This window comes from Duganella paludis (genome assembly GCF_054461335.1).
In genome coordinates this window covers 926,434-945,788 of record NZ_CM136922.1, presented here as the reverse complement: position 1 = coordinate 945,788, position 19,355 = coordinate 926,434, and the positions used below count along the sequence as shown (strand labels likewise).

At 62.1% G+C, this 19,355-nt stretch carries 22 protein-coding genes; 16 read left to right on the top strand and 6 right to left on the bottom strand.

The window, feature by feature from the left end; all coding sequences use genetic code 11:
* The first annotated feature begins 12 nt into the window (after positions 1-12).
* From ACXZ1M_RS04290 to maiA, 3 genes are read left to right on the top strand one after another with little or no spacing between them, the layout of a single operon-like run.
* Entirely contained in the window at positions 13-546 is a 534-nt protein-coding gene (locus ACXZ1M_RS04290) for a VOC family protein (protein ID WP_459051961.1), read from the top strand.
* Complete coding sequence (locus tag ACXZ1M_RS04285; RefSeq protein WP_459051960.1) at positions 543-1,565, top strand: fumarylacetoacetate hydrolase family protein; 1,023 nt, start codon at positions 543-545, stop codon at positions 1,563-1,565. Before ACXZ1M_RS04290 ends, ACXZ1M_RS04285 begins: the two co-directional genes overlap by 4 nt.
* Positions 1,565-2,209: a maleylacetoacetate isomerase gene (gene maiA / locus ACXZ1M_RS04280; protein ID WP_459051959.1), complete on the top strand. Its 645-nt coding sequence runs from the start codon at positions 1,565-1,567 to the stop codon at positions 2,207-2,209. The genes ACXZ1M_RS04285 and maiA overlap by 1 nt, the downstream gene beginning before the upstream one ends.
* Here maiA and ACXZ1M_RS04275 read toward each other — a convergent pair whose 3' ends face one another.
* Positions 2,210-3,193 carry a S41 family peptidase gene (locus ACXZ1M_RS04275; RefSeq protein WP_459051958.1) on the bottom strand — a complete coding sequence of 328 codons (984 nt, stop codon included), beginning with the start codon at positions 3,191-3,193 and terminating at the stop codon, positions 2,210-2,212.
* A 99-nt stretch (positions 3,194-3,292) separates the two neighbouring features.
* Between ACXZ1M_RS04275 and ACXZ1M_RS04270 the strand changes: the two genes are divergently transcribed.
* From ACXZ1M_RS04270 to ACXZ1M_RS04220, 11 genes are all read left to right on the top strand, one after another.
* A complete protein-coding gene (locus tag ACXZ1M_RS04270; protein ID WP_459051957.1) occupies positions 3,293-4,069 on the top strand; it encodes a uracil-DNA glycosylase family protein in 777 nt (258 codons plus the stop codon).
* 115 nt (positions 4,070-4,184) lie between these two features.
* Positions 4,185-4,664, top strand: a complete 480-nt coding sequence (gene iscR / locus ACXZ1M_RS04265) for a Fe-S cluster assembly transcriptional regulator IscR (RefSeq protein WP_373988081.1) — start codon at positions 4,185-4,187, stop codon at positions 4,662-4,664.
* Positions 4,665-4,683: 19 nt separating this feature from the next.
* Entirely contained in the window at positions 4,684-5,940 is a 1,257-nt protein-coding gene (locus ACXZ1M_RS04260; RefSeq protein ID WP_459051956.1) for an IscS subfamily cysteine desulfurase, read from the top strand.
* A 26-nt stretch (positions 5,941-5,966) separates the two neighbouring features.
* Positions 5,967-6,359, top strand: a complete 393-nt coding sequence (iscU, locus tag ACXZ1M_RS04255; protein WP_154358991.1) for a Fe-S cluster assembly scaffold IscU — start codon at positions 5,967-5,969, stop codon at positions 6,357-6,359.
* Between the two features lie 48 nt (positions 6,360-6,407).
* On the top strand, positions 6,408-6,731 hold the full coding sequence (gene iscA, locus ACXZ1M_RS04250) for an iron-sulfur cluster assembly protein IscA (RefSeq protein WP_373988079.1): 324 nt from the start codon (positions 6,408-6,410) through the stop codon (positions 6,729-6,731).
* 6 nt (positions 6,732-6,737) lie between these two features.
* Positions 6,738-7,253 carry a Fe-S protein assembly co-chaperone HscB gene (gene hscB, locus ACXZ1M_RS04245; RefSeq protein ID WP_459051955.1) on the top strand — a complete coding sequence of 172 codons (516 nt, stop codon included), beginning with the start codon at positions 6,738-6,740 and terminating at the stop codon, positions 7,251-7,253.
* Between the two features lie 99 nt (positions 7,254-7,352).
* A complete protein-coding gene (gene hscA, locus ACXZ1M_RS04240; RefSeq protein WP_459051954.1) occupies positions 7,353-9,233 on the top strand; it encodes a Fe-S protein assembly chaperone HscA in 1,881 nt (626 codons plus the stop codon).
* A 104-nt stretch (positions 9,234-9,337) separates the two neighbouring features.
* Positions 9,338-9,679 (top strand): ISC system 2Fe-2S type ferredoxin, encoded by a 342-nt coding sequence (fdx, locus tag ACXZ1M_RS04235; protein ID WP_459051953.1) that lies wholly within the window; start codon positions 9,338-9,340, stop codon positions 9,677-9,679.
* 5 nt (positions 9,680-9,684) lie between these two features.
* Positions 9,685-10,572 carry a class I SAM-dependent methyltransferase gene (locus ACXZ1M_RS04230; RefSeq protein ID WP_459051952.1) on the top strand — a complete coding sequence of 296 codons (888 nt, stop codon included), beginning with the start codon at positions 9,685-9,687 and terminating at the stop codon, positions 10,570-10,572.
* Complete coding sequence (gene ltaE / locus ACXZ1M_RS04225) at positions 10,573-11,583, top strand: low-specificity L-threonine aldolase (protein ID WP_459051951.1); 1,011 nt, start codon at positions 10,573-10,575, stop codon at positions 11,581-11,583.
* Entirely contained in the window at positions 11,525-12,256 is a 732-nt protein-coding gene (locus ACXZ1M_RS04220) for an RNA pseudouridine synthase (RefSeq protein ID WP_459051950.1), read from the top strand. The genes ltaE and ACXZ1M_RS04220 overlap by 59 nt, the downstream gene beginning before the upstream one ends.
* On the opposite strand, the gene ACXZ1M_RS04215 is transcribed toward ACXZ1M_RS04220, so the two are convergent.
* From ACXZ1M_RS04215 to ACXZ1M_RS04195, 5 genes are read right to left on the bottom strand one after another with little or no spacing between them, the layout of a single operon-like run.
* Positions 12,257-14,386: a prolyl oligopeptidase family serine peptidase gene (locus ACXZ1M_RS04215; protein WP_459051949.1), complete on the bottom strand. Its 2,130-nt coding sequence runs from the start codon at positions 14,384-14,386 to the stop codon at positions 12,257-12,259. It lies immediately after the preceding gene.
* Positions 14,387-14,437: 51 nt separating this feature from the next.
* Positions 14,438-14,944, bottom strand: coding sequence for an RDD family protein (locus ACXZ1M_RS04210; RefSeq protein WP_459051948.1), 507 nt, complete (start codon positions 14,942-14,944; stop codon positions 14,438-14,440).
* On the bottom strand, positions 14,934-15,668 hold the full coding sequence (locus ACXZ1M_RS04205) for a DUF3106 domain-containing protein (RefSeq protein WP_459051947.1): 735 nt from the start codon (positions 15,666-15,668) through the stop codon (positions 14,934-14,936). The genes ACXZ1M_RS04210 and ACXZ1M_RS04205 overlap by 11 nt, the downstream gene beginning before the upstream one ends.
* 4 nt (positions 15,669-15,672) lie before the next feature.
* Positions 15,673-16,086, bottom strand: coding sequence for a DUF3619 family protein (locus ACXZ1M_RS04200; protein ID WP_459051946.1), 414 nt, complete (start codon positions 16,084-16,086; stop codon positions 15,673-15,675).
* Positions 16,083-16,649, bottom strand: coding sequence for an RNA polymerase sigma factor (locus tag ACXZ1M_RS04195; RefSeq protein WP_459053973.1), 567 nt, complete (start codon positions 16,647-16,649; stop codon positions 16,083-16,085). The genes ACXZ1M_RS04200 and ACXZ1M_RS04195 overlap by 4 nt, the downstream gene beginning before the upstream one ends.
* A gap of 458 nt (positions 16,650-17,107) precedes the next feature.
* Between ACXZ1M_RS04195 and ACXZ1M_RS04190 the strand changes: the two genes are divergently transcribed.
* Both ACXZ1M_RS04190 and ilvN read left to right on the top strand, forming a co-directional pair.
* Positions 17,108-18,847: an acetolactate synthase 3 catalytic subunit gene (locus tag ACXZ1M_RS04190; RefSeq protein ID WP_459051945.1), complete on the top strand. Its 1,740-nt coding sequence runs from the start codon at positions 17,108-17,110 to the stop codon at positions 18,845-18,847.
* Position 18,848: 1 nt separating this feature from the next.
* Entirely contained in the window at positions 18,849-19,340 is a 492-nt protein-coding gene (gene ilvN / locus ACXZ1M_RS04185) for an acetolactate synthase small subunit (protein ID WP_110849007.1), read from the top strand.
* The last annotated feature ends 15 nt before the right edge of the window (positions 19,341-19,355 follow it).

Genomic DNA, 19,355 nt, shown 5'->3' with positions numbered 1-19,355 from the left:
TTGGAGACACCTATGAAAATCAAGCAAATACACCACGTCGCCTACCGCTGCAAAGACGCGAAAGAAACCGTCGAGTGGTATGTGAAACACCTGAACATGAACTTCGTGCTGGCCATCGCCGAGAACGAAGTGCCATCGACCAAGGCGCCGGACCCGTACATGCACGTGTTCCTGGACGCCGGCAACGGCAACGTGCTGGCCTTCTTCGAACTGCCGACGCAAGCGCCTATGGACCGCGACCACAACACGCCGGCCTGGGTGCAGCACCTGGCGATGGAAGTCGGCAGCATGGAAGAACTGCTGGCCGCGAAAGAGCGCCTGGTGGCCGGCGGCATCGACGTCATCGGCCCGGTCAACCACACCATCTTCAAATCGATCTACTTCTTCGATCCGAACGGCCACCGCCTGGAACTGGCCTGCAACACCGGCACGCCGGAAATGATGCAGAAGCTGGACGAAGTGAAATGGGACATGCTGGAAGAATGGTCGCAAACCAAAAAAGCGCCCAAGCACGCCGCCTGGATGCATGAGGAGGTGAAGGCATGAAGCTCGCTACCCTGAAAGACGGCAGCCGCGATGGCCGTCTGGTGGTCGTCAGCCGCGACCTGTCGCACTACCAGCACGTGCCGAAGATTTCGGCCACCCTGCAGCATGCGCTCGACAACTGGGAGCTGGTGGCGCCGCGCCTGGAGCAAATCTACGCCGCGCTGAACGCCGGCGATGCGGTCGACGCCAAGCCCTTCGACCAGCAGTACTGCCACTCGCCGCTGCCGCGCGCCTATCAGTGGGCGGACGGTTCGGCCTACATCAACCACGTGGAGCTGGTGCGCAAGGCGCGCAACGCCGAAGTGCCGGCGTCGTTCTACACCGATCCGCTGATGTACCAGGGCGGCTCCGACAGTTTCGTCGGCCCGCGCGATGCGATCTACGCGCTGACCGAAGACTGGGGCATCGACCTGGAAGCGGAAGTGGCTGTCGTCACCGGCGACGTGCGCATGGGCGCCACGCCGGACGAAGCGGCCAAGGCGATCCGCCTGGTCATGCTGGTCAACGACGTCTCGCTGCGCAACCTGATTCCGAACGAGCTGGCGAAGGGCTTCGGCTTCTTCCAGTCCAAGCCTGCCAGCGCCTTCTCGCCGGTGGCGGTGACGCCCGATGAACTGGGCGCGCACTGGGCGGACAACAAGCTGCACCTGCCGCTGCTGGTGGAGTTGAACAAGCAGCCGTTCGGCAAGCCGAATGCCGGCGAAGACATGACCTTCAGCTTCGCCCATCTGGTGGCGCATGCCGCCGGCACGCGCGAGCTGGCGGCCGGCACCATCATCGGTTCGGGCACGGTATCGAACAAGCAGGGCAACCTGCATGGTTCGAGCATCGCCAATGGCGGCGTGGGTTACTGCTGCCTGGCCGAAGTGCGCATGTACGAAACCATCGAGACGGGCAAGCCGCAAACGCCGTTCCTCAAGTTCGGCGACAGCGTGCGCATCGAGATGCATGACCAGGACGGCGCCAGCATCTTCGGCGCCATCGAGCAGGTGGTCACGCACTACAAGGAGCGTCACTGATGAAGCTTTACACCTACTTTCGCAGCTCCGCCGCGTATCGCGTGCGGATCGCGCTCAACCTGAAAGGGTTGGCCTACGATGCGCAAGCGGTGCATCTGCTGCGCAACGGCGGCGAGCAACTGGGCGAGGCTTATCGCGCGGTGAATCCGTCCATGCTGCTGCCGGCGTTGGAGGATGACGGTAATGTGATCGGCCAGTCGCTGGCCATCATCGAGTATCTGGAAGAGACGCGTCCCGAGACGCCGTTGCTGCCTGCCGATCCGGCGGGCCGTGCCCGCGTGCGTGCGCTGGCGCTGAGCATCGCGGCGGACTCGCATCCGCTGGCCAACCTGCGCGTGTTGAAGTATCTGACGGGGCAGGTGGGCGTGGCGGAGGATGTGAAGCTGGGATGGCAGCAGCATTGGCTGCGCAGCGGACTGGCGACGCTGGAAGCGCTGCTGGCGAACGATACTCGCACCGGGCGATACAGTCATGGCGATACGCCGTCGCTGGCGGATTGCTGCCTGGTGCCGCAGGTGTTCAACGCGCAGCGCTTCAATGTCGATACGTCGCCGTATCCGACGGTGATGCGCATCCATGCGGCTTGTAGCGAGCTGCCGGCCTTCCAGCAGGCCCACCCTTCGCAACAGCCGGACGCCGAGTAGTTATTTTTTCGGCTTGAGGGCTGCCTGGGCCAGCGCTAACGCAATGTTCAGCGCCTGGTCCGGCGCGGCGGCAACATCCGGCTGCACGCCGCCACCTTCCCAATTGGCGCGGGTGATGACGTTGCTGTGACGCGTGACCGCCATCGACGTTTGCAGATGCCGCGAAACGCGCTGCTTGCCCCCAACGCGCGCATCGCCCGCCGTCGACGAGCCCACCACCACCGCGCGTTTGACGTACTGCTGCAAGTCGTAGGCGAAGCCCTCTGCGGCGGCGCTGGTGCGCTCGCCCACTAGCAGATACAACGGCTTCACGCCACCGAAGCGCCGGCCCGCCACTTCGGCGCTGGTCCAATATTCCGCCACCACCTTGCCATCGCGGTCGATCTGATCGTGCAAGTGGATTTGCTTGTCCGCGAAGATGTAGCTGCGCTTGTCCACCAGCAGATAGCTGGACAGCAGCGCCGCCATGTCCTGGCCATCGCCGCCGGCGTCGCGCAGGTCGATGATCAGCGCGGCGCAATCGGCCGCTTGCGCCATGAAGCGCGCTGCCGCATCCATGGACGCGCGGTCCAGCGGCGCGAAGCGCGTGATGTGCAGATAACCGATGTTCTCGCCCAGCGTTTCAAACTTGCGCAGGCCGAAGTTGTCGGCCGACTGCACCATAGGCTGCGGGCGCTGCTGCGGGTCGCTCATATCGTAGGGCACGTATTCCAGATACGTGTGCTTGTCCGGGGCGATGGCAGTCACATCGCGCGTCACCCGCACGGCCAGCGCGCGCGCCGTGGTCTGCTGATCGTACTCGCCGCGCGCCAGCCGCTGGCGGATGTCGTCGGCCGCCGCCTTGGCGCGCACTGCGTCGACGTGCTGCCCGCTCAGGCGCCGGGCGTATTCGTTGACCACATGTGCGCGCGCCGGCGCGTCGAGCGCCTCGTCCAGCGCCTGGGCATGCAGGCCCGCAGTCACCATCAAGGTGGCGACAATCATCCAACGGCTCAAAGCTTTCCCCATTCATTTATATGAAAACAATACTATCACTTCGAGGGCGCGTTACAATCTCGCCTTTCCCCGAAAGCTAATTCCGCAATGACGATCCCGACTCCCATTCTGGAGGCGCTAGACCGCGCCGATGTTTCCTGGCGCCCGCTGCTGGTCAAAGGCCTGGAAGCGATGATGGCCACCACGCCCGCCTACCTGCCGCAACTGGCGCAGGATCAATACCTGCCGACCGAGCAGCGCCTGTTCGCCGCGTTCGCGTTGCCATTACAGCAGGTGAAGTATGTACTGGTCGGCGAAGGACCATATCCGCGAGCAGAGAGCGCCACCGGTGTCTGTTTCATGGATGGGGCGGTTGGCAGCTTGTGGTCGCTGGAGCAGGGCGGCGGCTTGTCCAAGCCGGTCAACAAGGCCACCTCGCTGCGCAACTTCATGAAGATGCTGCTGGTGGCCGACGGCCAGCTCCAGCTCGACAACACGGCCGGCGAGGCCATGGCGGCCGTCTCGGCGCAAGCGCGCTGCGGCGCCGGCAGCCACATCCTGACCCTGGCCGACATGCAGCGCAAGCTGACCGAGCAGGGCTTTTTGCTGCTAAACGCGTCGCTGGTGTTCCGCAGCCACGTGGCGCCGGTCAAGGATGCCAAGGCCTGGCTGCCATTTTTCGAAACGGTCATGGCCGGGCTGGCCGCGCAGGCGACCACGGTGCCGACGATGGTGCTGTGGGGCAAAATCGCCGAGTTGCTGAGTAAGTTATCTGTAATGAAAGATTTCCCGCAGATCACTGCGGAGCATCCTTACAACCTTAGTTTTATTGGTAATAAGGATATGCATAAGCTGTTCCAGCCTATGAAGCTATTGAATGGCTAGCAGGGGCGGCGCCAGCAAGCTTTGTCAAAGTTTGGTATACTTGACTAATTCGATCAACTAATCCGGCTTTGTGGATTATTGAGAAGGTCGATATTTTAACCCAACCGAGGTAGTGATGCGTCTGACCACCAAAGGCCGTTTTGCTGTGACTGCGATGATCGATCTGGCTTTGCGCCAAGGCAAAGGTCCGGTCACGCTGTCGGGCATCAGCCAGCGTCAGGCAATTTCCCTGTCCTACCTGGAGCAGCTGTTCGGAAAGCTGCGCCGCCACGAGATCGTTGAATCGATCCGCGGTCCGGGCGGTGGCTACAGTCTGGCCCGTCGCGCCGACAAAGTCACCGTGGCCGACATCATCATCGCCGTGGATGAGCCGCTTGATGCGACCCAGTGCGGCGGCAAGGAAAATTGCCACGGCGCGGATGCCGCCAGCGGCGCGCGCTGCATGACCCACGAGCTGTGGGCCACGCTGAATGAAAAGATGGTTGATTATCTGGATTCCGTATCGCTGCAGGATCTGGTCGATCAACAAAAGCAGAAGAACGCTGAACAGAGCGTCGTGGTCATGCCCCGCAATGGCAACCACGCCGTGCTCTAAGCCCTAACGGAGTAACCAGATGAACGCCCCAGAAAAAAACATCGCTGACGTGAAATTCCAGACCGCGCCGCACTTCCCGATCTACATGGACTATTCGGCCACCACGCCGATCGATCCGCGCGTCGCCGATGCGATGATTCCTTACCTGCGCGAGCAGTTCGGCAACCCAGCGTCGCGCAGCCACATGTATGGCTGGACCGCCGAGAAGGCCGTCGAAGAGGCACGCGCCAACGTCGCGGCGCTGGTCAATGCCGACCCGCGCGAAATCATCTGGACCTCGGGCGCCACGGAATCGAACAACCTCGCCATCAAGGGCGCGGCGCACTTCTACAAAACCAAGGGCAAGCACATCATCACCGTGAAAACCGAGCACAAAGCCGTGCTGGACACCGTGCGTGAACTGGAGCGCCAGGGTTTTGAAGCGACCTACCTGGAACCGCAGGACAACGGCCTGATCACCATCGAGCAGCTGACCGCCGCCATCCGTCCGGACACCATCCTGATCTCGGTCATGCTGGTCAATAACGAGATCGGCGTGATCCAGCCGATCGACGAAATCGGCGCGCTGTGCCGCTCGAAGGGCATCATCTTCCACTGCGACGCCGCACAAGCGACCGGCAAGATCGTCATCGACCTGCAAAAGACCAAGGTCGACCTGATGACCTTCACCGCGCACAAAACCTACGGCCCGAAGGGCGTGGGCGCGTTGTACGTCTGCCGCAAGCCGCGCGTGCGCATCGAAGCGCAAATGCACGGCGGTGGCCACGAGCGCGGCCTGCGTTCGGGCACGCTGCCGACCCACCAGATCGTCGGCATGGGCGAAGCCTTCCGCCTGGCGAAAGTGGAAATGGACACCGAGATCTCCCGCATCAAGGCGCTGCGCGACCGCCTGGCCAAGGGCCTGCAGGAAATCGAAGAGACCTACATCAACGGCGACATGGAACACCGTGTGCCGCACAACCTGAACGTGAGCTTCAACTATGTTGAAGGCGAATCGCTGATCATGGCCGTGAAAGACCTGGCCGTGTCGTCGGGTTCCGCTTGTACTTCGGCCTCGCTGGAACCATCTTATGTACTGCGCGCGCTGGGTCGCAGCGACGAACTGGCGCACAGCTCGATCCGTTTCACCATCGGCCGTTTCACCACCGAAGCCGATATCGATTTCGCCATCGACCTGATGAAATCGAAGGTACACAAACTGCGTGAACTGTCGCCGCTGTGGGATATGTTCAAAGAAGGCATCGACATCAGCTCGATCCAATGGGCAGCCCACTAAATTCTTAAAGATACAGGAGCATCAAAATGGCTTACTCGGAAAAAGTACTGGACCACTACGAAAACCCACGCAATGTCGGCGCCTTCGAAAAAGGTGACGACAGCGTAGGTACCGGCATGGTTGGCGCGCCTGCTTGCGGCGACGTGATGAAGCTGCAGATCAAGGTCGGCGCCGATGGCCTGATCGAAGACGCAAAGTTCAAGACCTACGGCTGCGGTTCGGCCATCGCATCGAGCTCGCTGGTGACCGAATGGGTCAAGGGCAAGACGCTGGACCAGGCGCTGGCCATCAAGAACACCCAGATCGCTGAAGAACTGGCGCTGCCGCCAGTGAAAATCCACTGCTCGATCCTGGCGGAAGACGCCATCAAGGCAGCGGTTCTGGATTACCAGAACAAGCACGCAACCGTAGCAGCGTAACCACCATACGTCGTTCCCGCGCAGGCGGGATCGGCGTCGGAGAATCAAATGGCAATCACCCTGACCGAAAAAGCAGCTAAACACATCAACCGCTACATCGAGCGCCGCGGCAAGGGCATCGGTCTGCGTTTTGGCGTGCGCACCACCGGCTGCTCGGGTCTGGCCTACAAGCTGGAATATGTGGACGACGTGACCGACGAGGACAGCGTGTTCGAGTCGCATGGCGTGAAAGTGTTCGTCGATCCGAAAAGCCTGCCGTACATCGACGGCACGGAGCTGGACTTCGCGCGCGAAGGCTTGAACGAAGGCTTCAAGTTCAACAACCCGAACGAGAAAGACGCTTGCGGTTGCGGCGAGAGCTTCCGCATCTGATAAGCCATGCAAAATCACTTTGAGCTCTTCCATCTGCCCCAGCAGTTTGCCGTAGACGCGGGCGCGCTCGATAGCGCGTACCGCGATGTGCAAAGCCGCGTCCATCCCGACAAGTTCGTCAACGCCACCGACGCCGAAAAGCGCGTCGCCATGCAGTGGGCCACCCGCGCCAACGAAGCCTATCAGACCCTGAAAAATCCGCAGAAGCGCGCGCAGTACCTGTGCGAGCTGGCTGGCGTCGATTTGCAGACCGAGTCGAATACCTCGATGCCGATGGCCTTCCTGATGCAGCAGATGGAATGGCGCGAAGAGCTGGGCGACGCCCGCGCCGCCAAAGACAGCGACGCGCTGGACGCGCTCGACAAGCAGCTGCGCAGCGCGCGCAAAGAGCAGCTGGCGCAGATCGAACAGCACATCGACGCAAGCGATTTCCACGCCGCCGCCCAAGGCGTGCGCGCGCTGATGTTCCTTGAAAAATTCGGCGAAGAAGTCCGCTTCGCCTTTGAAGCAATCGAAGCATAAAGATCGGGGTCAGTTCCGACATTCGGACACGGGCTCAACCATTACGTGGTTGAGCCCGTGTCCGAATGTCGGAACTGACCCCGAATTAAAGGTAATTAAATGGCACTTCTGCAAATTTCCGAACCAGGCATGTCCACCGCACCGCACCAGCATCGCCTGGCTGTGGGCATCGATCTGGGCACCACCAATTCGCTGGTGGCGACTGTGCGCAACAGCATTCCAGAAGTGCTGAACGACGAAGACGGCCGCGCGCTGCTGCCGTCCGTGGTGCGCTATCTGCCTAACGGCCACGCCAACATTGGCTACAAGGCGCAAGCCGCCCAAACCACCGATCCGAAAAACACCATCGTTTCGGTGAAGCGCTTCATGGGCCGCGGCCTGGCCGATATCGCCTACGCGGAAAACCTGCCTTACCATTTCCTCGATACGCCCGGCATGGTGCAGCTGAAAACCGTGGCCGGCGTGAAAAGCCCGGTGGAAGTGTCGGCTCAGATTCTGGCCACGCTGCGCCAGCGCGCCGAAGATTCGTTGGGCGATGACCTGGTTGGCGCGGTGATCACCGTGCCGGCGTATTTCGACGATGCGCAACGCCAGGCCACCAAGGACGCCGCGCAGTTGGCCGGCCTGAACGTGCTGCGCCTGCTGAGCGAGCCGACTGCGGCCGCTATCGCCTACGGCCTGGATAACGCGTCGGAAGGCATTTACGCGGTCTACGATCTGGGCGGTGGTACCTTCGACATCTCGATCCTGAAGTTGAGCAAAGGCGTGTTTGAAGTGCTGGCCACCGGCGGCGACTCCGCGCTGGGCGGCGACGATTTCGATCACCGCCTGTTCTGCCACATTCACCAGGAAGAAAAACTGGCGCCGCTGTCGGACGAAGACACCGCCGTGCTGATGGTGAAGTCGCGCGAAGCCAAGGAACTGCTGTCCACCAAGGACGAAGTGACGGTCGACGCCGCGCTGAAGTCGGGCGAGCAGGTCCACCTGACCGTTACCGCCGATACCTTCCAGGAGATCACCAAGCACCTGATCGACAAAACCATGAAGGCCATCAAGAAAGCGCTGCGCGACGCCAATGTCGATGCGGACGATGTCGATGGCGTGGTCATGGTCGGCGGCGCCACGCGCATGCCGCACGTGCATCGCGCGGTGAGTGAATACTTCCACACCATTCCGCATGCGAATATCGATCCGGATAAGGTTGTGGCGCTGGGCGCCGCTATACAGGCCAATCTGCTGGCCGGCAACCGCGCCGCCGGCGACGACTGGCTGCTGCTGGACGTGATTCCACTGTCGTTGGGTATCGAGACCATGGGCGGCCTGGTGGAGAAAATCATCCCGCGCAATTCCACCATTCCATGCGCCCGCGCGCAGGAGTTCACCACCTTCAAGGACGGCCAGACCGCGCTGGCGGTGCACGTGCTGCAAGGCGAGCGTGAGCTGGTGGCCGATTGCCGTTCGCTGGCGCGCTTCGAGCTGCGCGGCATTCCGCCGATGGCGGCAGGCGCGGCGCGCATCCGCATCACCTATCAAGTCGATGCGGACGGCTTGCTGTCGGTATCGGCACGCGAGCTGCGTTCCGGCGTGGAGGCCTCCATCAGCGTCAAGCCGGCCTATGGCCTGGGCGACGACGACGTGGCGCGCATGCTGCAGGAATCGTACAAGTCGGCCGATGTCGACATGAAGGCGCGCGCATTGCGCGAAGAGCAGGTGGAAGCGGAACGTATCCTGCTGGCCACGCAAGCAGCGCTGGATGAAGATGCAGCCCTGCTGTCGGACGAAGAGCGGGTAGCGGTCGATGCACTGATGGCGCAAACGCGCGACGTGCTGGCGCAATCGCAAACCGGCGCGGTGGACCATCAGGCGGTGAAGCTGGCCGTTGAAGCGCTGGCCCACGGCACCGAAGAATTCGCATCGCGCCGCATGGACCGCAGCGTGCGCAGCGCACTGGCCGGCAAAGCCTTGGACCAAGTCGTATAACGTCATTCCCGCGAAAGCGGGAATCCATGCTGAGTTAGATAAATCGCCGCCGTATGGACTCCCGCTTTCGCGGGAGTGACGGGGGCAAACAAAAGAGTTTAAACATGCCACAAATCGTATTCCTCCCACACGCCAAACTGTGCCCGGATGGCGCCGTCGTTGAAGCCCAGCCAGGCAAGACCCTGTGCGACATCATGCTCGAAAACGACATCAACATCGAGCACGCCTGCGAGAAATCCTGCGCTTGCACCACCTGCCACGTGCTGGTGCGCGAGGGCCTCAATTCGCTGAACGAAGCCAGCGAAACCGAGGAAGACCTGCTGGATAAGGCCTGGGGCCTGGAAGCCGTGTCGCGCCTGTCGTGCCAGGCGGTGGTGGCGGATGAAGACCTGGTCGTTGAAATTCCCAAGTACACCATCAACCACGCCAGCGAAGGCGGGCACTGATCTCGATGAAGAAGCCGAGCAAACAAGCCACCATTATCGGCGCCACCGTCACCAGCGCCGACAACATGCCGGAGATCCGCGAAGGGCAGACCGTCGCCCTGCTGCAGGAGCTGCACATCCTCACGCGCGACGGCAAGATGAATCAGGACAGCCGCCGCAAGCTGAAACAGGTCTACCACCTGTACCAGTTCATCGAGCCGCTGCTGAAGCAGGTGCTGGCATCGAAGGACAATGTGTCGCTGGTCGATCACGGCGCCGGCAAGTCCTACCTCGGCTTCATCATCTACGACCTGTTCTTCAAGGCGCTGCAAAACGATTCGCATATCTACGGCATCGAAACGCGCGAAGAGCTGGTGGCCCGTTCGCAGGAACTGGCCAAGCAATTCAACTTCCCCGGCATGTCCTTCCTGCCGCTGTCTGTGGCCGAGTCCACCGAATCGAAGCTGCTGCCTGAGCAGATCGACGTCGTCACCGCGCTCCACGCCTGCAACACGGCGACCGATGACGCCATCCAGTTCGCGCTGAAGAAGAAGGCCCAGCACATCGTGCTGGTGCCGTGCTGCCAGGCCGAAGTGGCCTCGGTGCTGAAGAAGAACAAAGGCCAGTCGCTGGGCAAATCCGCGCTGACCGAAATCTGGCGCCACCCGATCCACACGCGCGAATTCGGCAGCCAGATCACCAACGTGCTGCGTTGCCTGCAGCTGGAAGCGCATGGCTACGATGTCACCGTGACCGAGCTGGTAGGCTGGGAGCATTCGATGAAAAATGAACTCATCATCGCCACCTACAAGAACCTGCCGCGCAAGCGTCCGTCCGAGCGCCTGAAAGAGGTGCTGGAGACGGTCGGCCTGCAAGAGATGAATACCCGCTTCTTTAGCGAAGAGGTAGCGTAAATGGAAAACTGGCTCGACCTGCGCAGCGACACCGTCACGCGCCCAAGCGCCGCCATGCGCGCCGCGATGAACGTGGCGGACGTCGGCGACGATGTCTACGGCGACGACCCAACCGTCAACCGCCTGCAGGAATATGCGGCGGATTTGTTCGGCTTCGAGGACGCGCTGTTCGCGCCGTCGGGCACGCAGAGCAATCTGCTGGCGTTGCTGGCCCACTGCGGCCGTGGTGACGAATACCTGGTCGGCCAGGAAGCCCATACCTACCGCTACGAAGGCGGCGGCGCTGCGGTGCTGGGTAGCATCCAGCCGCAGCCGATCATCAACCAGGCCGACGGCAGCATTGCGCTGGCCGATATCGAGTCCTACATTAAGCCGGACGATTTCCACTTCGCGCGCACCAAGCTGCTCGCGCTGGAGAACACCATCAACGGCCGCGTGCTGCCGCTGGAATACGTGGCGCAGGCGACCGCGCTGGCGCATGGACGCGGCCTGGCGACGCACCTCGACGGCGCGCGCGTCTGCAACGCTGCGGTCAAGCTGGGCGTGAGCCCGCGCGACATCACGCGTGGCTTCGATTCGGTTTCCGTGTGCCTGTCCAAAGGCCTGGGCGCACCGGTCGGTTCGGTCCTGCTGGGCACCAAGCCGCTGATCAAGGAAGCCAAGCGCTGGCGCAAGATGCTGGGCGGCGGCATGCGCCAGGCCGGCATCATCGCCGCCGGCGGCTTGTACGCACTGGAGCACAATATTCCGCGTCTGGCGGAAGACCACGACAACGCCGCTTACTTCGCCGGCGAACTGGCGAAGATGCGCAGCATCAAAGTTAGTACGCCGCAGACCAACATCTTTTACGTCGACATTCCGCAGTTCGTTCAGCAAGGCTTGAGCGACGTGCTGGAACTGACGCGCATCCGCGTGTCCATGGCGCCGCGCCTGCGCATCGTTACGCACATGGATGCCAAGCGTGACGATATCGACCGTGCCATTACCGTGTTTGGAGACTTCTTTGGATAACAATGACGATACCGTCCGTCTCGCCAAGCGCGTAGCTGACATGCGTCCGTGCTCGCGCCGCGAGGCGGAGTTGTACATCGAAGGCGGTTACGTCAGCGTGGACGGCAAGCTGGTGGAAGAGGCGGGCGCCCGCGTCACGCCGGAGCAGGTCATCACCATCGCGGAAGACGCCACGCTGCTGGAGATCACGCCGGTCACCATCCTGCTGCACAAGCCGGCCGGTGCGGCGCAGCCGCTGCATCTGCTGAACGCCGACTCGCTTACGCGCAGCGTGCCGGGCAAGCGCTTCCTCAAGCGTCACATCACGGCGCAGGAGCAGTATCTGCCTCTGGAACCGAAGGCCAGCGGCCTGGTGGTGTTCACGCAGGACTTCCGCGTCAGCCGCAAGCTGGGCGACGAGGCGATCGAGCAGGAGATCATCGTTGAGGTGAGCGGTACGATCAGTGAAGACGGCCTGCGTCAGCTGAATACCATCAACGGCAAGGTAAGCTGGCAGAACGAAACGCGCCTGCGTTTCGCCATCAAGAATCCGAAACCAGGCCTGATTGAGCGGCTGTGCCGCGACGTCGGCCTGACCGTGGTGGCCATGAAGCGCATCCGCGTCGGACGCATCTCCATGGCCAGCCTGCCTGCAGGCGAATGGCGCTACCTGCAGGACTACGAACGCTTCTAACTACTTGCCGGTCTGCGACAGGATGAAGGCGTAGGTATCCGCCGATTCCGCATCCTGTTGCGCGCGCGTGGAACCCATGCCGTGACCGGCGTCGAAGTCGACGCGCAGCAGCACCGGCTTGCCGCTGCCGGTGGCCGCCTGCAGACGCGCCGCCATCTTCGCCGGATGGAACGGCGCCACGCGCGGATCGGTAACGCCGGTGGTCAGCAGCACCGCCGGATACTTAGCTCCATCCACCACCTGCTGATAGCTGTCGATGCTCTTCAACGCCTTGAAGCCCGCCGCATCGGCGATCGCACCCCACTCAGGTTCCTCCGCATAGCCGTTCTGCTCCGCCACGTAGCGCAGCGGATTGTGCCAGCCCACGCCCGACACCACGGCGGCAAACAGCTCCGGACGTTCTTCCAGCGCGCGGCCCATGGTGATGCCGCCGGCCGAACGACCGCCGATGGCTTGGTAGGCCGGCGAGGTGTAGCCTTGGGCTTGCAGGTCTTCGCACACGGCGATCAGGTCGCGCCAGGTGTTAGGTTTGTTTTCCAGTTGGCCGGCGCGATGCCACTCGCGGCCAAACTCGCCGCCGCCGCGTACATTGGCGTAGCCGACCACGCCGCCCTGGTCGACGAAGGCCGGCGAGCGTCCCGCGAACGCCGGCGTGTACGCCGCCGCGCCGTAACTGCCGTAGGCCGAGATATAGGCCGGGTTTTTGCCGTCGAGCTTCAGCCCCTTTTTGTAGATCACGCTGTACGGAATTTTGGTGCCGTCCTTGGCGACCGCGAAGCGGCGCTCGGTGGTGTAGGCGCTGACGTCGATGGCCGGCTTGGGCGTGATGCCGGTGTCGGCCAGCTTGCCGTCAGTGTCCACCGACCAGATACCGGTCGGCTGCAGCCAGCCGGACAGGATGGCCAGCGCGCCCGGTGCGTCGGCATCGGCGGCGACCGCCACCAGCGTGCCGTCGAAGGGCAGGGCGATGTCGGCGATCTTGCCGTCCGCGCCGAGGCGCTGCAGCTTGCTCAGGCCACCGTCCATGGAGCGGATGTACAAGCCTTCCTTGGCGCGCGTGACGCCTTGCAGCACCAGCGCCGATTCCTGCGCCACTTCCTGCGCGGAAGCCAGCGACGGCGCCTTGGCCGAGGTTCTCAGCAGGCGCCCGCGCGCGTGGCCTTTGGTCGACAGCAGGTAGAGGTCATCGCCGTTCAGGTCCAGGTCCGTGACTTCGTCGGCGAAGTCCGCCACCTGCTGCCACTTGGCCTTGCCGCTCAGGACTTGCTTCAGCGGCGCGGTGTACAGGCGGAACTCCTTGCGCACGTCGGCCAGCATCAGGATAGCGCTTTCGGAGCGGCCCGACACGCCGATGAAGGGCGACTGGATCTTCTCGTACTTGACCGCCGCGTCGAGGCCGCGCTTCATCAGCACCGGATCTTTCGCGACGCTGGCGCCGACTTTGTGGAAGCGCACCTGCGAATCGAGGAAGCGCTCCGGCGTATTCACCTTGCCGGTCAGCTGGTTGTAGAAGAAGCCGGAGCTGTCGGCCAGCCAGCTTGGATTGGCGCCTTGCGTGTTGGCGATGCGGTCTTTCAGCACCGCGCCGCTGCGCACGTCCATGATGTACAGGACCGAATCTTCACTGCCGTCCTTCGACAGGCCGTACACCAGTTTGCTGCCGTCCGGAGAGGCCTGCCACCAGTCCAGCGAGGTGTGGCTGGTCTTGGTATCGAGCTTGGTCGGATCGACCAGCACGCGGTCTTTGCCGCCTTCGCGCACGAACAGTTTGAAGTTGTTGGAGCCGGCCGGGCGCTGCTGGTAGAACAGGCGCGCGCCGGCTTTCTGCACATGCGCGGGCGCGGCGATATCGCCGGACAGTTGCTGGATACGTTTCAGCAGTTCGTTGCGCTTGGGCAGCGTGTCGAGGATGGCGCGGGTGTGGAGGTTCTGCTGCTTGAGGAAGGGCAGCCAGTCCTTGTCCTTGTCGTTCTCCATCCAGCGATAGCGGTCGGTGATGGTTTCGCCGAAATAGGTATCGGTGACGGCTTCGACGCGGGCGACGGGTGCTGGCGGAATATCGGCGGCCGGCGCGGTGCCGGCGGCAGAGGCGGCGAGAGCGAACATCGCGCCGTAGATTGCTGGTTTCATTTTCAGTCCTCGAGGCGGAAACTTCTATTCTGCCACGAAAGGTTGTGAAAATTACACTTTCTTTTTCTTCTCCAGCGCCGGCAGCTGGATCAGGCGGGTGCCGGCCAGTTTGTCGTGCAGGAACTGGCGGTCCTTGTCGAAGAAGGCGGTCAGCGACCACAACAGGATACCGGCGAAGATTGCACCCAGCGCCTGCCAGCGATGCAGGTCCAGCGTCAGCGCCACCAGCACGGCCGGCAGGATCCACATCCAGCTCAGCAGGTAGCGCACGGCGGCGGTGCGCGCCGATACGGGGCCGCCGCTCTTCGCCTGCAACTTCATGCGCCAGGTGCGCATGGCCAACGTCTGGCCGTCGCGGCTCCATTGGTGGATGAAGTAGCAGCCCAGCACCACGAAAGCCAGCGCCTGCCGCATGTGTTCCATCATGGCGGTGTGGCTGGCATGGGTGGCGAATTCGAAAATCAGGAACGGCAGGAACAGCACGGCAAAGCCGAGCAGGGATTCGTACACCATCGAAATCAGACGGCGCTTGACGGTGGGATGCGGATTATTTGACATCGGCAGGGGCTGGTGGCGCTGGCGTTGGTGCAGGCGTTTGTGCAGGTGCTGGCGCCGGCGTCGTGCCCGGCGGCACCGGCATCACGTTGGAGGCGTTCGGCAGGGTGCTCGGATCGATCGGCGCAGGCGTCACCACCGGCGTTGCCACGCCCGGCGAGGTGCTCGGCGTGGAAGGCTTGATCGGCGCCACCGTCAGCGCTTTCGATTGCGCCGGCGTCGGCAGGTTGGCGACCTGTTTCTTGGTGGCCGGCTTGGCCGCCAGTTCCTTCTTCTGCTCGTCCGGCAGCAGCTGGTAGGTTTCCCACGACGTCGATTTTTGCGCCGGGTTCAGCTTCTGCGCGCGCGCATAGTTCTGGCGCACCTGGCGGCGTTCTTCCGGCGTCATGCGCACCCATTCGCGCATGCGCTCCTGCATGCGCACCTGCTCGTCCGGCTTCATCTTGGCGTAGCGCTTGGCGATGCCCAGCCATTTCTGTCTGCGGATCGGCTCGATCTCATCCCACTCGGCGGCGAGCGGCTCCAGCGCCTGCTGCTGGGCAGGCGATAAATCTTTCCAGAGGATTTTTTCCGGCGCGGCAGCGCCCTTGCCGGTCACGGCGGCCACCGGCGCCTTCACCAGTTCCGGCGCGTCCGGCCGTTGTGCGACCCACACCGCGCCTGCCGCTGCTACCGCTATCACCGCTGCTGCTCCTGCGCCCAGTTTGGCGCGCCCGCTCCATGCCATGCCGTTACTCGCTTTGCGACAGATAGGCGTTAAAGCCGTGGTCCAGATAGGCGTCCAGCGGCAGCTCGTCCGACAGCACGGCGGCGTCGATCTCGGCCAGGTCGGCGATGCGTTCCTGCTGTTCGAACTGGTAGATGCCGACCATGCCGACCACCAGCACCAGCGCCGGCACGGCCATGCTCATGCGGCCCAGCCAGGCGAACGGCGAGAACAGGCCGCTGATGCCGCCGCCGGCGCTGGCCAGCTCGGTTCGGGTCACGCGCACGGAGAGCGGCTGCTCGACGTGGGCTTTCTTGCGCGCGAGCGCCATCTTGCGCGCCTGGGCCAGGCGGTCTGTGGTCGAAGCCGGCAGCTCGTCCAGCTTCTCATTGAGCGCGTGGCGCACTTTGTAAGCGAAGTTCAGATCGTCGGTGTTCATAATTTAATTCCCTTGGCTGCCAGCGCCTCGGCCAGCGCATGTGTTGCACGTGAGCAATGCGTTTTGACGCTGCCTTCCGAGCAGCCCATTGCCTCGGCCGTCTCGGCCACATCCATATCCTGCCAGTAACGCATGAGAAAGGCTTCGCGTTGACGCGCCGGCAGTTTTTGTACTTCGGCATCGATGATTTCCAGCGTCTGCTGGCGCTCGACCTGGTCGGCGCTCGATTCGCTGGAGCGGCCGTCTTCGCTTTCGAGCGATTCGAGTATATCAAAGTCCTCATGCTCGCCGCCCGAGGGGGCCATGCTGGAAAACAGGCTGACCCAGGTGTTGCGCACCTTTTCGCGGCGGAAGTAATCGAGGATGGTGGTCTGCAGGATGCGCTGGAACAGCATCGGCAACTCGGCGGCCGGCTTGTCGCCGTATTTTTCGGCGAGCTTGATCATCGCGTCCTGCACGATGTCTAAAGCGGATTCGTCCTTGCGTACTGCGTAGACGGCTTGCTTGAAGGCCCGGCGTTCGACGTTTTCGAGGAAGTCGGATAATTCTTTGTCTGTGGCCATGCGTCGGGGGAAGGGAACTGCCGGGTGTTTTGAACTGAGGCGCATGCTAGCAAAAAAGCTCACCTTTTGCATGGTTTTACATGAAAAAGCATCAATTTTCGAATTAGCGCTTGCTGAAACTCATGCGTGGGTGTACCGTATGGGACGCTTTGAACAACCCCGAAGCTCTATGGTCTGGTCGCAGCAGGCACACAACGCCGCAACGACACGACGCGCTTTCATATGTAGGCAGTTTGCTCTCGCCCGTGCCACAAGCACGAGAGGTACGCACAACCACTACGGAAAACCCGGCCAAACGAGAGTTTGCGCTAGCACCGCTTTGCACGTCACTACGGTTGACGGAAGAGGTAGTGCGACCGCATAAATAAAGGGAATCTGGGCAGAGCTGTAGCGGTACGTGTACTTCGTTAGGACAGAGCATCCGATCAATCTCCAATGGACCTTGAAAGGAATGTTTCATGAATACCGAAGCATCTTCACAAAGTAATAATCAATTGACTGGCGCAGAAATTCTGGTGCGCTGCCTGGCGGAAGAGGGCGTGGAACACGTCTTTGGCTATCCGGGCGGAGCCGTACTGTACATCTACGACGCCATCTTCAAGCAAGACAAATTCCAACACGTTCTGGTACGCCACGAGCAGGCTGCGGTGCACGCCGCCGATGCATACTCGCGCTCCTCGAACAAGGTCGGCGTTGCGCTGGTGACCTCCGGTCCCGGCGTCACCAATGCCGTCACGGGATTGTCCACCGCCTACATGGATTCCATCCCCATGGTCGTGATCTCGGGCCAGGTGCCTAGCCACGCCATCGGTCAGGATGCGTTCCAGGAATGCGACACGGTCGGTATCACCCGTCCGGTGGTCAAGCACAATTTCCTGGTCAAGGACGTCAAGGACTTGGCCGAGACCGTCAAGAAAGCCTTCTTCATCGCCCGCACCGGCCGTCCAGGCCCTGTGCTGGTCGACATTCCGAAGGATATCTCGATGCACAAAACGACGTTCTCGTACCCGAAAGAGGTCGAGATGCGTTCGTACAAGCCGGTGGACAAGGGCCACTCGGGCCAGATCCGCAAGGCAGTCCAACTGCTGCTGCAAGCCGAACGTCCGATGATCTACACCGGTGGCGGCGTGATCCTGGCCAATGCCGCGCCGGAACTGAACAAGCTGGTCGACAAGCTTGGCTTCCCGGTGACCAACACGCTGATGGGCCTGGGCGCGTACCGCGCCAGCGACGAGAAATTCGTCGGCATGCCCGGCATGCACGGCACCTACGAAGCCAATATGGCGATGCAGAACTGCGACGTGCTGATCGCCATCGGCGCCCGTTTCGACGACCGCGTGATCGGCAACCCGAAACACTTCGCCTCCAACCCGCGCAAGATCATCCACGTGGACATCGATCCATCGTCGATTTCCAAGCGCGTGAAGGTCGACATTCCGATCGTCGGCAACGTCAAGGACGTGCTGATCGAATTCCTGGCCCAGCTCGACGCTGCGGACGCCAAGCCGAACGCGCCTGCGCTCAAGGACTGGTGGAAACAGATCCAGGAATGGCGCGGCCGCGACTGCCTGAAATTCTCGGACTCCGACCTGGTGATCAAGCCGCAGGCCGTGGTGCAAAAGCTGTGGGAAGTGACCAAGGGCGACGCCTTCATCACCTCCGACGTCGGCCAGCACCAGATGTGGGCGGCGCAGTACTACCCGTTCGACAAGCCTAAGCGCTGGGTCAACTCGGGCGGTCTGGGCACCATGGGTGTGGGCCTGCCGTACGCCATGGGCGTGCAGATGGCCAATCCGGACGCCACCGTTGCCTGCATCACCGGCGAAGGTTCGATCCAGATGTGCATCCAGGAACTGGCTACCTGCAAGCAGTACCACCTGACGCCGAAGATCATCATGCTCAACAACCGCTTCCTGGGCATGGTTCGCCAGTGGCAGCAGATCGACTACGGTTCGCGCTATTCCGAGTCCTACATGGACTCGCTGCCGAACTTCGAGAAGCTGGCCGAGGCCTATGGCCACGTCGGCATGCGCATTGAAAAACCCGGTGACGTGGACGGCGCGCTGCGCGACGCCTTCGGCATGAAAGACAAGCTGGTCTTCATGAACTTCATCACCGATCAATCGGAAAACGTCTGGCCGATGGTTAAGGCAGGCAAGGGTCTGTCCGAAATGCTGCTGGGTTCGGAGGATCTCTAATATGCGACACATTATCTCTGTATTGCTGGAAAACGAAGCCGGCGCCCTGTCCCGCGTGGTCGGCCTGTTCTCGGCCCGTGGCTACAACATCGAAACGCTGACCGTGGCGCCGACCGAAGATCCGACCCTGTCGCGCATGACCATCGTCACCAGCGGCTCGGACGACATCATCGAGCAGATCACCAAGCACCTGAACCGCCTGATCGAGGTGGTCAAGGTGGTGGACCTGACCGAGGGTCATCACATCGAACGCGAGCTCATGCTCATCAAGGTGCGCGCGGTGGGCAAGGAACGGGAAGAGATGAAGCGCACGGCGGACATCTTCCGCGGCCGCATCATCGACGTCACGGAAAAGAGCTACACGATTGAACTGACCGGCGCCAAGAGCAAGCTCGACGCGTTTATCGATTCGATCGACCGCGCCTCCATCCTGGAGACGGTACGTACCGGCGGTTCCGGCATCGGACGCGGCGAACGCATCCTCAAAGTTTAAACAATTTATAACGAA